The organism is Pseudomonas sp. SWRI18 (genome assembly GCF_014268345.1).
GTDB classification, from domain to species: domain Bacteria; phylum Pseudomonadota; class Gammaproteobacteria; order Pseudomonadales; family Pseudomonadaceae; genus Aquipseudomonas; species Aquipseudomonas cedrina.
In genome coordinates this window covers 549324-563248 of sequence record NZ_JACCQQ010000001.1, presented here as the reverse complement: position 1 = coordinate 563248, position 13925 = coordinate 549324, and the positions used below count along the sequence as shown (strand labels likewise).

12 protein-coding genes are annotated in these 13925 nt (G+C 62.0%); 6 read left to right on the top strand and 6 right to left on the bottom strand.

The features are described 5' to 3' along the window. Nucleotides 1-5: 5 nt before the first annotated feature. The 3 genes from H0Z09_RS02595 to tkt form a co-directional block, all read right to left on the bottom strand. Nucleotides 6-1169, bottom strand: coding sequence for a phosphoglycerate kinase (locus H0Z09_RS02595; RefSeq protein ID WP_186686954.1), 1164 nt, complete (start codon nucleotides 1167-1169; stop codon nucleotides 6-8). A gap of 17 nt (nucleotides 1170-1186) precedes the next feature. Next, complete coding sequence (epd, locus tag H0Z09_RS02590) at nucleotides 1187-2242, bottom strand: erythrose-4-phosphate dehydrogenase (protein WP_186686951.1); 1056 nt, start codon at nucleotides 2240-2242, stop codon at nucleotides 1187-1189. Between the two features lie 173 nt (nucleotides 2243-2415). Continuing rightward, nucleotides 2416-4413, bottom strand: a complete 1998-nt coding sequence (gene tkt, locus H0Z09_RS02585) for a transketolase (protein WP_186686949.1) — start codon at nucleotides 4411-4413, stop codon at nucleotides 2416-2418. A gap of 258 nt (nucleotides 4414-4671) precedes the next feature. Here tkt and H0Z09_RS02580 point away from each other — a divergent pair, with 258 nt between their 5' ends. From H0Z09_RS02580 to H0Z09_RS02565, 4 genes are all read left to right on the top strand, one after another. Next, nucleotides 4672-5667, top strand: coding sequence for a metalloregulator ArsR/SmtB family transcription factor (locus H0Z09_RS02580; protein ID WP_186686947.1), 996 nt, complete (start codon nucleotides 4672-4674; stop codon nucleotides 5665-5667). Between the two features lie 18 nt (nucleotides 5668-5685). Next, entirely contained in the window at nucleotides 5686-6876 is a 1191-nt protein-coding gene (gene metK / locus H0Z09_RS02575) for a methionine adenosyltransferase (RefSeq protein ID WP_076953194.1), read from the top strand. Between the two features lie 100 nt (nucleotides 6877-6976). Continuing rightward, a complete protein-coding gene (gene ligB, locus H0Z09_RS02570; RefSeq protein WP_186686936.1) occupies nucleotides 6977-8641 on the top strand; it encodes an NAD-dependent DNA ligase LigB in 1665 nt (554 codons plus the stop codon). 39 nt (nucleotides 8642-8680) lie between these two features. Next, the gene (locus tag H0Z09_RS02565; protein WP_186686933.1) at nucleotides 8681-9076 is read left to right on the top strand and encodes a DUF1090 domain-containing protein; all 396 of its coding nucleotides are present in this window, start codon (nucleotides 8681-8683) and stop codon (nucleotides 9074-9076) included. 6 nt (nucleotides 9077-9082) lie between these two features. On the opposite strand, the gene H0Z09_RS02560 is transcribed toward H0Z09_RS02565, so the two are convergent. Next, nucleotides 9083-9532 carry a cytochrome c gene (locus H0Z09_RS02560; RefSeq protein WP_186686930.1) on the bottom strand — a complete coding sequence of 150 codons (450 nt, stop codon included), beginning with the start codon at nucleotides 9530-9532 and terminating at the stop codon, nucleotides 9083-9085. Nucleotides 9533-9660: 128 nt separating this feature from the next. On the opposite strand from H0Z09_RS02560, the gene H0Z09_RS02555 reads away from it, so the two are divergent. Beyond that, the gene (locus H0Z09_RS02555) at nucleotides 9661-10845 is read left to right on the top strand and encodes an MltA domain-containing protein (RefSeq protein WP_186686928.1); all 1185 of its coding nucleotides are present in this window, start codon (nucleotides 9661-9663) and stop codon (nucleotides 10843-10845) included. 329 nt (nucleotides 10846-11174) lie between these two features. On the opposite strand, the gene H0Z09_RS02550 is transcribed toward H0Z09_RS02555, so the two are convergent. Beyond that, the gene (locus tag H0Z09_RS02550) at nucleotides 11175-11561 is read right to left on the bottom strand and encodes an MAPEG family protein (protein WP_186686925.1); all 387 of its coding nucleotides are present in this window, start codon (nucleotides 11559-11561) and stop codon (nucleotides 11175-11177) included. Between the two features lie 194 nt (nucleotides 11562-11755). Here H0Z09_RS02550 and H0Z09_RS02545 point away from each other — a divergent pair, with 194 nt between their 5' ends. After that, nucleotides 11756-13015 (top strand): sodium:proton antiporter, encoded by a 1260-nt coding sequence (locus tag H0Z09_RS02545; RefSeq protein ID WP_186686923.1) that lies wholly within the window; start codon nucleotides 11756-11758, stop codon nucleotides 13013-13015. Here the strand turns inward: H0Z09_RS02545 and H0Z09_RS02540 are convergent. Further along, a complete protein-coding gene (locus H0Z09_RS02540; RefSeq protein ID WP_076953364.1) occupies nucleotides 13009-13896 on the bottom strand; it encodes a formate/nitrite transporter family protein in 888 nt (295 codons plus the stop codon). The genes H0Z09_RS02545 and H0Z09_RS02540 overlap by 7 nt on opposite strands. Nucleotides 13897-13925: the final 29 nt, after the last annotated feature.

Genomic DNA, 13925 nt, shown 5'->3' with positions numbered 1-13925 from the left:
GCGCCTTAGCCCTTGGCTCGTGTTTCCAGCACTTCAACGGCCGGCAGGACTTTGCCTTCGACGAATTCGAGGAATGCGCCGCCACCGGTAGAAATGTAGGAGATCTGGTCAGCAACGCCATATTTATCGATGGCCGCCAGGGTGTCGCCGCCGCCGGCGATGGAGAAGGCCGAGCTGTCGGCGATGGCCTTGGCCAGCACTTTGGTGCCGTTGCCGAACTGGTCGAATTCGAATACGCCGACCGGGCCGTTCCACAGGATGGTCTGGGAAGCCTTCAGCAGTTCGGCGAAGTTGGCCGCGGTTTGCGGGCCGATGTCCAGGATCATGTCGTCGTCGGCTACGTCAGCGATCAGCTTGACGGTGGCTTCGGCGCTTTCGGCGAATTCCTTGGCGACTACAACGTCTACCGGCAATGGCACGCTGACTTTCGCGGCGATGGCACGGGCGGTGTCGAGCAGGTCCGGCTCGTACAGGGACTTGCCCACCGGGTGGCCGGCTGCGGCCAGGAAGGTGTTGGCGATGCCGCCGCCGACGATCAGTTGGTTGCAGATCTGGCTCAGGCTGTTGAGTACGTCCAGCTTGGTCGAGACCTTTGAGCCGGCCACGATGGCGGCCATCGGTTGGGCCGGTGCGCCCAGCGCCTTGCCCAGCGCGTCCAGTTCGGCGGCCAGCAGTGGGCCTGCAGCGGCGACCTTGGCGAACTTGGCCACGCCGTGGGTAGAGCCTTCGGCGCGGTGGGCGGTGCCGAACGCGTCCATCACGAACACATCGCACAGGGCAGCATATTGTTGGGCCAGTTCGTCGCTGTTCTTTTTCTCGCCCTTGTTGAAGCGCACGTTTTCGAACAGCACGATATCGCCCGGCTTGACGTCGACGCCGCCCAGGTAATCGGCCACCAGCGGCACGTCGCGGCCCAGGGCCTTGCTCAGGTAGTCGGCCACAGGCTTGAGGCTGTTTTCGGCGCTGAACTCACCTTCGGTCGGGCGACCCAAGTGGGAGCAGACCATCACGGCCGCGCCTTTTTCCAGGGCCAGCTTGATGGTCGGCAGCGAGGCCAGGATTCGCGCATCGCTGGTCACCACACCGTCCTTGACTGGGACGTTGAGGTCTTCGCGAATCAGTACGCGCTTACCTTGCAGATCGAGGTCGGTCATCTTCAACACGGTCATGGGTGGCAGTTCCTGAATTACTGTTGAGGTTGTTTGGATGCGATATGCAGATAATGTTCCGCAACGTCGAGCATTCGATTGGCAAAACCCCACTCGTTGTCGAACCAGGCCAGGATGTTCACCAGCCTCGGGCCGGAAACGCGGGTCTGGCTGGCATCGACAATCGCCGAATGCGGGTCGTGGTTGAAATCGCAACTGGCGTGGGGCAACTCGGTGTAGGCCAGCAAGCCTTTGAGCGGGCCGCGGGTGGCGGCGTCGCGCAGGATCCGGTTGACCTCGGTCGCATCGGTGTCGCTCACGGTTTGCAAGGTGATGTCCAGGCAGGACACGTTCACCGTCGGTACCCGTACGGCTTTGGCCTGGATTCTTCCGGCAAGTTCCGGCAACAGTCGTTCGATGCCGCGCGCCAGGCCGGTGGACACTGGAATCACCGACTGGAACGCCGAGCGTGTGCGGCGCAGGTCTTCATGGTGGTAGGCGTCGATTACCGGCTGGTCGTTCATCGCCGAGTGGATGGTGGTGATCGACACGTAATCGATGCCGATCGCCTGGTCCAGCAGGCGCAACAACGGCACGCTGCAGTTGGTGGTGCACGAAGCGTTGGACACCAGCAGTTCAGCACCGGTCAGGCAATCCTGGTTGATGCCGTAGACGATGGTGGCGTCGACATCCGCCTCGCTGGCCATCGGCTGGGAAAACAGCACACGCGGTGCGCCTGCGTCGAGAAAACGCTGGCCATCGGCGCGGGTGTTGTAGACACCGGAACACTCCAGCACCAGGTCGACGCCCAGTGCTTTCCAGTCGATGCCTTCGGGGGCGGCACTGCGCAAGACCTGCACGCAGTTGCCATTAATGTGCAGACAATCGCCCTCGACCCGCACTTCGCCGGGGAAGCGGCCGTGGGTGGAGTCAAAGCGTGTCAGGTATTCGATGCTGGCCATGTCGGCCAGGTCGTTGATCGCGACAATTTCAAACCCGGCCGCCGCCCCTCGCTCGAACAGCGCACGCAAGACGCAACGGCCAATGCGGCCGTAGCCGTTGAGTGCAACTTTGTAGGGACGCGGTTGGGGCATGGGGTTCTCGATCAACTTGGGTGAAGGGGTGAATGTGCCGCCGCCTTCGTCGGAATGCCGCCCAGAGCAAGCCCGCTCCCACATTCGACCGCATTCCATATGGATGTACGCGGTTAAATGTGGGAGCGGGCTTGCTCGCGAAGAGGCCAGCACAGCCACCTCAATCTACAGCCTTAGTCTTCCAGCAGTTCTTCAGCCTGACCCAGAATGTTTTCCAGGGTAAAGCCGAACTCTTCGAACAAGGCTGGCGCCGGCGCCGACTCACCGTAGGTGGTCATGCCGATCACGCGACCTTCCAGGCCCACATACTTGTACCAGTAGTCGGCGTGCGCCGCTTCGATGGCGATACGCGCGCTGACCTGCAGCGGCAATACCGATTGCTTGTAGCCGGCATCCTGGGCTTCGAACACGCTGGTGCATGGCATGGACACCACGCGTACGTTGCGGCCTTGGGCGGTCAGCTTGTCGTAGGCCTGAACGGTCAGGCCCACTTCGGAACCGGTGGAGATCAGGATCAGTTCCGGCTCGCCGATGCAGTCCTTGAGCACGTAGCCGCCACGGCTGATGTCGGCGATCTGCGCGTCGCTGCGCACCTGATGCTGCAGGTTCTGGCGCGAGAAGATCAGCGCCGAAGGGCCGTCCTTGCGCTCGATGGCGTGCTTCCAGGCCACGGCGGATTCCACCGCGTCGGCCGGACGCCAGCAATCCAGGTTCGGCGTGGTACGCAGGCTGGTCAATTGCTCGACCGGCTGGTGCGTCGGGCCGTCTTCGCCCAGGCCGATGGAGTCGTGGGTGTACACGTGGATCACGCGTTTTTTCATCAGCGCGGCCATGCGCACGGCGTTGCGCGCGTATTCCATGAACATCAGGAAGGTCGCGCCGTAAGGCACCAGGCCGCCGTGCAGGGACACGCCGTTCATGATGGCGCTCATGCCGAACTCGCGCACGCCGTAGTACATGTAGTTGCCGCTGGCGTCTTCAGCGGTCACGCCTTTGCAGCCTTTCCACAGGGTCAGGTTGGAACCGGCCAGGTCGGCCGAACCGCCGAGGAACTCAGGCAGCAGCGGGCCAAAGGCGTTCAGGGTGTTCTGGCTGGCTTTACGGCTGGCGATGGTCTCGCCCTTGGCCGCGACTTCGGCGATGTAGGCCGAGGCTTTTTCCGAGAAGTCGGCAGGCAGGTCACCGGCCAGGCGACGCACCAGCTCGTTGGCCAACTCAGGGAATTCGGCGGAGTAGGCAGCGAAACGCTGGTCCCACTCGGCTTCGGCGGCCAGGCCTTTTTCCTTGGCATCCCACTCGGCGTAGATGTCGGCCGGGATGTCAAATGGGCCGTGGTTCCACTTCAGCGCTTCACGGGTCAGGGCGATTTCCGCGTCACCCAGCGGGGCGCCGTGGCAGTCTTCCTTGCCTTGTTTGTTCGGCGAGCCGAAGCCGATGGTGGTCTTGCAGCAGATCAGGGTCGGCTGCGCGCTCTTGCGCGCGGTGTCGATGGCGATCTTGATCTCTTCCGGATCGTGGCCGTCGACGTTGCGGATCACCTGCCAGTTGTAGGCTTCGAAACGCTTGGGCGTGTCATCGGTGAACCAGCCTTCGACTTCGCCGTCGATGGAGATGCCGTTGTCATCGTAGAAGGCGATCAGCTTGCCCAGGCCCAGGGTGCCGGCCAGGGAGGCGACTTCGTGAGAAATGCCTTCCATCATGCAGCCATCACCCATGAACACGTAGGTGTGGTGGTCGACGATGTCGTGGCCGGGGCGGTTGAACTGTGCGCCCAGGACTTTTTCAGCCAGTGCGAAGCCAACCGCGTTGGCCAGGCCTTGGCCCAGGGGACCGGTGGTGGTCTCGACGCCTGGGGTGTAGCCGAATTCCGGGTGGCCCGGAGTGCGGCTGTGCAGCTGGCGGAAGCTCTTGAGGTCATCGATGGTGACGTCGTAGCCAGTCAGGTGCAGCAGCGAGTAGATCAGCATCGAGCCGTGGCCGTTGGACAGCACGAAGCGGTCACGGTCGGCGAACGATGGATTGCTCGGGTTGTGTTTCAGGTAGTCACGCCAAAGTACCTCGGCGATATCCGCCATGCCCATCGGGGCACCGGGATGGCCGCTGTTGGCTTTTTGCACGGCATCCATGCTGAGGGCACGAATGGCGTTGGCACGCTCACGACGGCTGGGCATCGCTGATCTCCTGGGGTTTGCTAAAAAGAAACGGAAAAAAGGACCGGCATTTTCCCTCAGCCACCGCCTGCGGGCAATGACAGATAGTCACTTGTGGAGGTTTTTCCGTGCATTGGGCGCCAATCCCTTGCAGAAACCTTTGGCCGGTTCGTCCAAAGGTTATGGCGCCGGCTAATAACCGCCACTTATCGATCAATATCAAAACTTTTTGATATTGCCCTTGCAGGGATATCCACCCGTCACTAGACTGCTGGCCTTATGAATCTACCCATGTCCTCACTGCGCCCCGACGACGGCGATGAACTGGCAGCCTTGTGCAAGGCCGCCGGCGATCCGTTGCGTCTGAACGTACTGCGCGCACTGACGAACGATTCCTTCGGTGTACTGGAGCTGGCGCAGATCTTCGCCATCGGCCAGTCCGGCATGAGTCACCACTTAAAGGTGTTGGCCCAGGCCGACCTGGTGGCCACGCGCCGCGAAGGCAATGCGATTTTCTACCGTCGCGCCCTGCCCCACACCGAGCTGCTCGGCGGCAAGCTGCACGCCGCCCTGCTCGAAGAAGTGGACGCCTTGAGCCTTCCGGGCGAGGTACAGGCGCGCATCGGCCAGGTTCACGGCCAGCGAGCCGCCGCCAGCCAAGACTTTTTCGCACGGGTTGCCGAGAAGTTTCGTGCCCAACAAGACCTGATCGCCGGGCTTGCCCAATACCGCGACAGTGTACTGGCGCTGCTGGACAAGCTGAGCTTCAGTGATGAGGCAACGGCACTGGAAGTCGGCCCTGGCGATGGCGGATTCCTGCCGGAACTGGCGCGGCGCTTCCATCAGGTCACTGCGCTGGACAACAGCCCGGCGATGCTCGAACTGGCACGCCAGCTCTGTGAGCGCGAGTCGCTGGGCAATGTCAGCCTGCAGTTGGCCGATGCGCTGGACAGCACCACGATCAAGGCCCACTGCGTGGTGCTGAACATGGTCTTGCACCATTTCGCCGCACCCGCCGACGCCCTCAAGCAAATGGCCGGGCTGCTGCACCCCGGCGGTAGCCTGCTGGTTACGGATTTATGCAGCCACAACCAGAATTGGGCCAGGGAGGCCTGCGGTGATCTCTGGTTGGGTTTTGAACAGGACGATCTGGCCCGTTGGGCCACCGCTGCGGGACTCGTTCCCGGGGAAAGCCTCTATGTAGGTTTACGTAATGGTTTCCAGATCCAGGTCCGCCATTTTCAGCGGCCGGCTGGCGACACTCACCATCGGTAAAATCAGGAAAACATCGAGATGAGCGAATACTCCCTTTTCACCTCCGAGTCCGTGTCTGAAGGGCATCCGGACAAAATCGCCGACCAGATTTCCGACGCGGTGCTGGACGCCATCATTGCGCAGGACAAGTTCGCCCGCGTGGCGTGCGAGACTCTGGTGAAAACCGGTGTAGCGATCATCGCCGGCGAAGTCACCACTTCGGCCTGGGTTGACCTGGAGCAGATCGTCCGTGATGTGATCACCGACATCGGCTACAACAGCTCCGACGTCGGCTTCGACGGCGCGACCTGCGGCGTGATGAACATCATCGGCAAGCAGTCCCCCGACATCAACCAGGGTGTCGACCGGGCCAAGCCGGAAGACCAGGGTGCCGGCGACCAGGGCCTGATGTTCGGCTACGCCAGCAACGAAACCGAGGTGCTGATGCCGGCGCCGATCACCTTCTCGCACCAGCTTGTGCAACGCCAGGCCGAAGCGCGTAAATCCGGCCTGTTGCCGTGGCTGCGCCCGGACGCCAAGTCCCAGGTGACCTGCCGTTACGACGGCGGCAAAGTCGTGGGTATCGACGCGGTCGTACTGTCGACCCAGCACAACCCGGACGTGTCCTACGCCGACCTGCGCGAAGGCGTCATGGAGCTGATCGTCAAGCACGTGCTGCCTGCCGAACTGCTGACCAAAGACACCCAGTTCCATATTAACCCGACCGGCCAGTTCATCATCGGCGGCCCGGTGGGCGACTGCGGCCTGACCGGTCGCAAGATCATCGTCGACAGCTACGGCGGCATGGCCCGTCACGGCGGTGGGGCGTTCTCGGGCAAAGACCCATCCAAGGTTGACCGTTCCGCCGCCTACGCCGGTCGCTACGTGGCCAAGAACATCGTCGCCGCCGGCCTGGCCGAGCGCTGCGAGATCCAGGTCTCCTACGCTATCGGTGTGGCCCAGCCTACGTCGATCTCGCTGAACACCTTCGGCACCGGCAAGATCAGCGATGACAAGATCGTGAAGCTGGTGCGTGAGATCTTCGACCTGCGTCCTTACGCGATCACCACCATGCTCGACCTGCTGCACCCGATGTATCAGGAAACCGCAGCCTACGGCCACTTCGGTCGTACCCCTGCACAGAAGACGGTCGGCGACGACACCTTCACCACGTTTACCTGGGAAAAAACCGACCGCGCCAACGACCTGCGTACTGCCGCAGGCCTGTAATCGCTCTGAAACACCCGGCAAAAAAGCCCCGCGCTGTCGGGGCTTTTTTGTGGCCGTGTGAATCATTTAGGCTGGGCACCCTTTCCGGGCAAGGATGCTCATGATGCGATTACCGGTTGCTCTTTTACTCAGCGCGTTGCCCCTCTGGGCATGGGCCGAAGATTGCCCGCAAGAAGCCCGCTCACAACTCGGCACCCTCGCCGAGCAGATCCGCCAGTGGGATGACAGCTATCACCGGCTTGGCCAGTCCCCCATCGGCGATGAACTCTACGACCAGGCCCGCCAGCGCTTGGCCCACTGGCGCCATTGCTTTCCCGAAACCTCTGCGACGCCCGACAGCCCGCTTGCGAGCTCACGCGGCACCTTGGCTCACCCCGTTGCCCACACTGGCCTGGAAAAATTGCTGGACGAACAGGCTGTCGGCACTTGGTTAAGTACACGCCAGGATGTCTGGATCCAACCCAAGGTGGACGGTGTTGCGGTGACCCTGGTGTATCGCAAGGGGCGCCTGCGCCAAGTCATCAGCCGAGGTGACGGCGTAAAGGGCCACGACTGGTCGGCCTCCGCGCGCCATATTCCGGGGATTGTCCAGCAGTTGCCCGAACCTATCGACCTGGTGCTGCAAGGCGAACTCTATTGGCGCCTTGACGACCATGTGCAAGCGGCCAGTGGGGGGCTCAATGCCCGCAGTAAAGTGGCTGGGCTGATGAACCGCCTGCGACTGAGCGACACTGACGCCGCCGGCATTGGCCTGTTCGTCTGGGCGTGGCCTGAAGGGCCCGGGTCGTTTACCGAGCGCCTGGCCACCCTGGCACGCTGGGGGTTTACCGACAGCCAACGCTACAGCCAGCCCGTTCGGGACATCGCCGAAGCCGCGCATTGGCGCACCTATTGGTACAACCACCCGCTGCCCTTCGCCAGCGATGGGGTGGTGCTGCACCAGGCACAACACGCGCCTGCCGAACGTTGGCAGGTCAGTGCGCCCTACTGGGCGGTCGCCTGGAAATACCCGGTGGTCAAGGCACTGGCACTGGTGCGCAACGTGCAATTCAAAGTCGGCCGCACCGGGCGCATCACGCCCATGCTGGAGCTGGAGCCGGTGAAGTTGGATGACCGCTCGATCAGCCGGGTGAGCGTCGGCTCATTGAAGCGCTGGCAAGCGCTGGATATCCGCCCTGGCGACCAGGTGTCGATCAGCCTGGCGGGTCAGGTGATCCCCAGGCTGGACGAGGTCATCCTGCGACATACCCACCGGGCAGATCTGCCGGTACCTGACCCGCGAAACTTTCATGCCTTGAGCTGCTGGCAACTGGACCCTGGCTGCGAAGAGCAATTGCTGGCGCGCCTCGCCTGGCTGAGCGGCAACCAGGGCCTCGCGTTACCCCATATAGGCCGCGAGACCTGGAACGTCTTGATCCAGGCCGGTCTAATCGCAGGCTTTCTCGATTGGTTGACCCTGGATGCGGCAGAGCTTGCTAACATTGAAGGCTTCGGTGATCGCAGCCGTGCGCGAGTGCTCGAAAGCCTTCAAAGCGCGCGGCAACGGCCCTTTGCCCAATGGCTCAAAGCCTTGGGTGTACCGCCTGCGGCACGCAACAACCTTGAAGGTGACTGGCACACGCTGGTCGCCAGAGACACCCAAGCCTGGCTGGCCATCGATGGCATCGGCCCGGGCCGCGCAGCGCAATTGAGCGCCTTTTTCCGCGACCCGCAGGTACAGGCCTTGGCAGACACATTACGCGTGGCCGGCATCGACGGGTTTTGAGCCCGAGCCGGCCATCAGATTGCGACCTTGGAGCTCCACATGAAATTTCTAGCCCCCTTTGCCTTGCTGACCTTCGCAGGCTTCATAGCCACGCCACTGCTGGCTGCCGAGCAAGCGCCCCAACTCACCGGCTGCGCCGCCAAGCGCCAAGCCATCAGCACCCAGATCGAACAGGCCAAGGCTCACGGCAACAGCGCGCAACAAGCCGGCCTGGAAAAAGCCCTGAGCGAAGTCACCGCCAACTGCACCGATGCGTCCCTTAAGAAAGAACGGGAAAACAAGGTGCTCGACGCCAAGCAAGAAGTCAGCCGCCGCCAGGCCGACCTGGACAAGGCCATGAAAAAAGGCGACGCCGAAAAGATCAACAAACGTAAGGACAAGCTCGCCGAGTCGCGCAAGGAGCTGCAGGAAGCGGTGGAAGAGCTCGATCAGTAAAGCCGGTCAATGGTCCCGGAATTGCTTATGGCAGGCGCTGCAGGCATCTTCGACTTTCTGCACCGCTGGGCCCAGGTTGCTGGCCTTGTAGGGCTGGATCCGGCTGGCGGTCACCAATTCACCGGTGGCCGCTTCCAGGTCGCGCGCCAGTTGCTGGAATTGCGCCTGTTTGCGCCACACATCGTCCTTGGCGCTGGTGTGATCGTCTTCGCGTACGCTCGGGAAATGCTTCCACGGTTCATGGGACAGCGCGTCCAGCTTGACCGCGCCTTCGGCGAACCTGGCGCCGTCGAACGGGATACGCCCACGCAGCATGCCGCCCAGGTCTTCATTGGTCTTGAGCATCTGCTTGAAGATGGCCTTGCGCTGGCCCAGCGGCGAATTGGGGTCAACGCCGCCGCAGGCGGACAGTGCCAGGCAGGCCAGCAGTACAACAGTCAGTCGTTTAAAAGTCATGGTGGCTTCGAGGTCCGGGAAACGGCGGCCAGTATCCCCGCCCTGCCTCTAAAGGCCAATAGCCCTATTTTTAATAAGGGTTGCCCAACAGCGCTGCGGCGCGGGCAATCGCTTCAGGAAATGTTTGTATGAATGTCACCTTGAAACCCTGGAGCCGCCGCCTGGCGTGGGCTCTGCCGATGATCGCGCTGCTGGCCGGCTGTGACGCGGGCAAAGAAACAGCCAAAGATGAAACCGCCAAGCCCCACGCCGTCGCCACTTATGTCAGCGCGCCATGGGAAGCCCTACCGGCGGTGTCCGACAGCGACTTGCTGGCCGGTTTCGAATCCTGGCGCAGCGCCTGCCAGCGCCTGAAGGCCGACCCGGTGTGGGGTACAACTTGCGCAGCCGCCGCCGCAGTGCCTGGTGATGCCGTGGCCGTGCGGGGGTTCCTGAAGGAGCACCTGGATGTGTTCGGCCTGCGCTCGGCCGACAACACCCCGAACGGCTTGATCACCGGTTACTACGAACCGGTCTACCCCGGCAGCCTGACCAAGACCGCCAAAGCTAATGTGCCGGTGTATGGCGTGCCGGATGACCTGATTATCGTCAACCTGGAAAGCATCTACCCTGAGCTCAAGGGCAAGCGCCTGCGGGGTCGCCTGGAAGGTCGCGTGCTCAAGCCCTACGACGATGCCAGCGCCATCAATGGCCAGGGTTCCACGGCCAAGCCGATTGCCTGGCTGACCGACCCGATGGACCTGCAATTCCTGCAAATCCAAGGCTCTGGCCGCATTCAACTGCCCGGTGGGCGCCAACTGCGCGTCGGTTATGGCGACCAGAACGGCTACCCCTACCGCCCGATTGGCCGCTGGCTGGTGGAGCAAGGCGAGTTGAAGAAGGAAGACGTGACCATGGGCGCCATCAGCGCGTGGGCCAAGGCGCATCCGCAGCGTATTCCGGAACTGCTGGCGAGCAACCCCAGCTATGTGTTCTTCAGCGCGCGGCCCGATAGCAACGAAGGGCCGCGCGGCTCACTGAACGTGCCACTGACGGCCGGCTATAGCGTGGCGGTGGATCGCAAGGTGATCCCGCTGGGCAGCCTGTTGTGGCTGTCGACCACAAAGCCGGACGGTTCGCCGATCACCCGACCGGTGGCGGCACAGGACACCGGTGGTGCGATCACGGGTGAGGTGCGTGCGGATCTATTCTGGGGCACCGGTGCCGCAGCGGGCGAATTGGCGGGGAATATGAAGCAGCAAGGGCAAATCTGGATGCTGTGGCCCAAAGGCGCGGCGTTGCCGCAGGTGCCGGATGCGCCGACAGGAACCTGACAACAATATAGATCAGTGCGGGAGCTGGCTTGCCTGCGATCGCGTAGTGTCAGCAAACATCAATGCTGACTGACACACTGCTATCGCAGCATAGGTACCTACACAATTTTTAAAGCCTGAAAAATCTCCCTGTAGTGAGCGGGCTTGTCCCGCGCTGGGTGGCGAAGCCGCCCCAAACCAGGCGACTTGGATTTATCTGGAACTCTGCGGCGTATTTATTGGGGCGGCTTCGCCACCCAGCGCGGGACAAGCCCGCTCACTACAAAGATGTGTAAACACCTATGGCTATCGCAGGCAAGCCAGCTCCCACCAGGGATATGCATCAGGCTCTAGATCGACACGAAGAAGAAACTCGCAATCAGCGCCATTCCCACGAACCACACCGCTGAACGCAGCATCGCCCAGTCCGCCAGGTAGCAGATGATGTACAGCAGGCGGCTGGTGATAAACAGCACCGCCAGCACATTGATGGTGACCAATTCGGCCGTGCCTGCCAAATGCGCGATAATCACAGCCGCTGCAAATGCCGGGGTCACTTCAAAGCTGTTGAGTTGGGCATTGTGAGCTCGCTTGGCAAGCCCTTCGAGTGTCTCCAGGAAGGCCCGTGGATCGTGATTGTGTTGCGGGCGGAATTTACCGCCGCTGAACTTGGCGACCCCTGTGCACAGGTAAGGCAGAAAAATAGCGATCAACACGCACCAGAAAGCAACCGTCATGACTTATTCCTTTTTTGGTTTTTAAACAGCAATTTGAGTTTTAGCACTAAAAATGCCAGGCCGCACCCACCCGCCAGGAGCCTTACCGAGCCCAAAGGTTCTGTCGCGCGAATGCCCAATGCCTGGCAACCCCATGGGCCGCCTGCGTTCCATCCCTCATTGACACTCCTCCACCCAACGCCCAAGGACCCCGGATGCTTGAACTTGTCGCCGCCTTCATATGCCTCACCACCCTGCTCACCTATGTGAACTTCCGTTTTATCGGCCTGCCGCCCACCATTGGCGTGATGGTGACGGCCCTGGTGTTTTCCCTGATCCTGCAGGGCTTGAGTTTTCTCGGTTATCCAGGCCTGGAAGAACGCATCCAGCAGTTGATCGGCCAGATCGACTTCGGCGATTTGCTGATGAACTGGATGCTCTCCTTCCTGCTGTTCGCCGGCGCCTTGCACGTCAACCTGAACGACCTGCGCAGCTACCGCTGGCCTATCGGCCTGCTGGCGACCTTCGGCGTATTGATCGCTACCGTGGTCATCGGCAGCCTGGCGTATTACATCTTTGCCCTGTTTGGCTGGCACGTCAGCTTCCTCTACTGCCTGCTGTTCGGCGCGCTGATTTCCCCCACCGACCCGATCGCGGTGCTGGGTGTGTTGCGTACCGCCAATGCCTCCAAGCCGTTGAAAACCACCATCGTCGGCGAATCGCTGTTCAACGACGGCACCGCCGTGGTGGTGTTCACCGTGTTGCTGGGCATCGCGCAACTGGGTGAAACCCCCACCGTGAGCGCCACGGCCATGCTGTTCGCCCATGAAGCCATTGGCGGCGTGGTATTCGGCGGCCTGATCGGCTACCTGGTGTACCTGATGATCAAAAGCATCGAACAGCATCAGATCGAGGTGATGCTGACCCTCGCCCTGGTGATCGGCGGCTCGGCGATGGCCACTGAATTGCACGTCTCCGCGCCGATTGCGATGGTGGTGGCCGGCCTGATCATCGGCAACCTGGGGCGCAAGCTGGCGATGAACGACATGACCCGCCGCTACCTCGACGGTTTCTGGGAACTGCTCGACGACATGCTCAACGCCCTGCTGTTCGCGCTGATCGGCATGGAGCTGCTGCTGTTGCCGTTCAACTGGCTGCACGTGTTCGCCGCCAGCCTGCTGGCCGTGGCGATCCTGCTGTCGCGCCTGCTCACGGTCGCCCCGGCCATCCTGCTGCTGCGTCGCTGGCGCACGGTGCCACGCGGCACCATCCGCATTCTGACCTGGGGTGGCTTGCGCGGTGGCGTGTCGGTGGCCTTGGCGCTGGCCTTGCCACTGGGCCCGGAACGTGACCTGCTGTTGAGCATCACCTACATCGTGGTGTTGTCGTCGATCCTGTTGCAGGGGTTGAGCATCGGCAAGCTGGTCAAGCGCGTGACCCGGGACGAGCCCCAGGCCGCGCCAGATGCTCACTGATTCTTGTTGATGGGCTGCGGATGCCTCGGGTCCGCAGCCTTCTTGCCGGGCAGGCTGCTTTCGCTGCGAATCTGCGCATGGCTGATCAGCGCAAAGATAAAGCTGCCGCCGATGATATTGCCCGCCAGGGTGGGCCCGGCAAACACCAGCCAGAAGTCTTCCCATGGCAGTTCGCCAGCAAACACCAGGTAGGACACTTCCGCCGAGCCGACCACGATATGCGTGAAGTCTCCCAGCGCCATGAGGTAGGTGATCAGGATAATGATGAACATCTTGGCGCTTTCCATGGACGGGATCATCCACACCATGGTGGCGATCATCCAGCCGGAAATAATGCCCTTGGCGAACATCTGGCCGCTGTCGTTCTCCATGATCTTGCGCCCGATTTCGAGGAAGGCCAGGTCGGTCTTGGTATCGAAGATCGGCAGGTGCAACATCACATAAGCCACCAGCAAGGTACCGCACAGGTTGCCCACCAGCACCACTGTCCATAACCGCAACAGCCGGCCGGCGTTGCCCAGCGTGGGCTTGCTCATCACGGGCAGCACCGCGGTAAGCGTGTTTTCCGTGAACAGTTGCTGGCGCGCAAGGATGACCGCCAGAAAGCCCGCGCAGTAACCGAAGCTGGCAATCACCTTGAAGCCTTCAGCGTCCGGCAAGCGCGAGTTGAGCAGCCCCATGGCCATCAGCGACAGGCCCATGGTCAGCCCGGCCGCCAATGCCGACCACCATAAGGCGGCGACACTGCGCTCCAGCTCCTGGTCACCCTGGGTGCGGATGATTTCGTGCAATACAGCCGCGCGCGGCGGCTGGTTCTTGTCGACGTCCTGCTGCTCTTCCTGCGACAGATTGGGGGTTTTGCCTGCTTCTTCGGTGGCCATGATCATCCAGAGTCCAAGGGGTGCCTGTA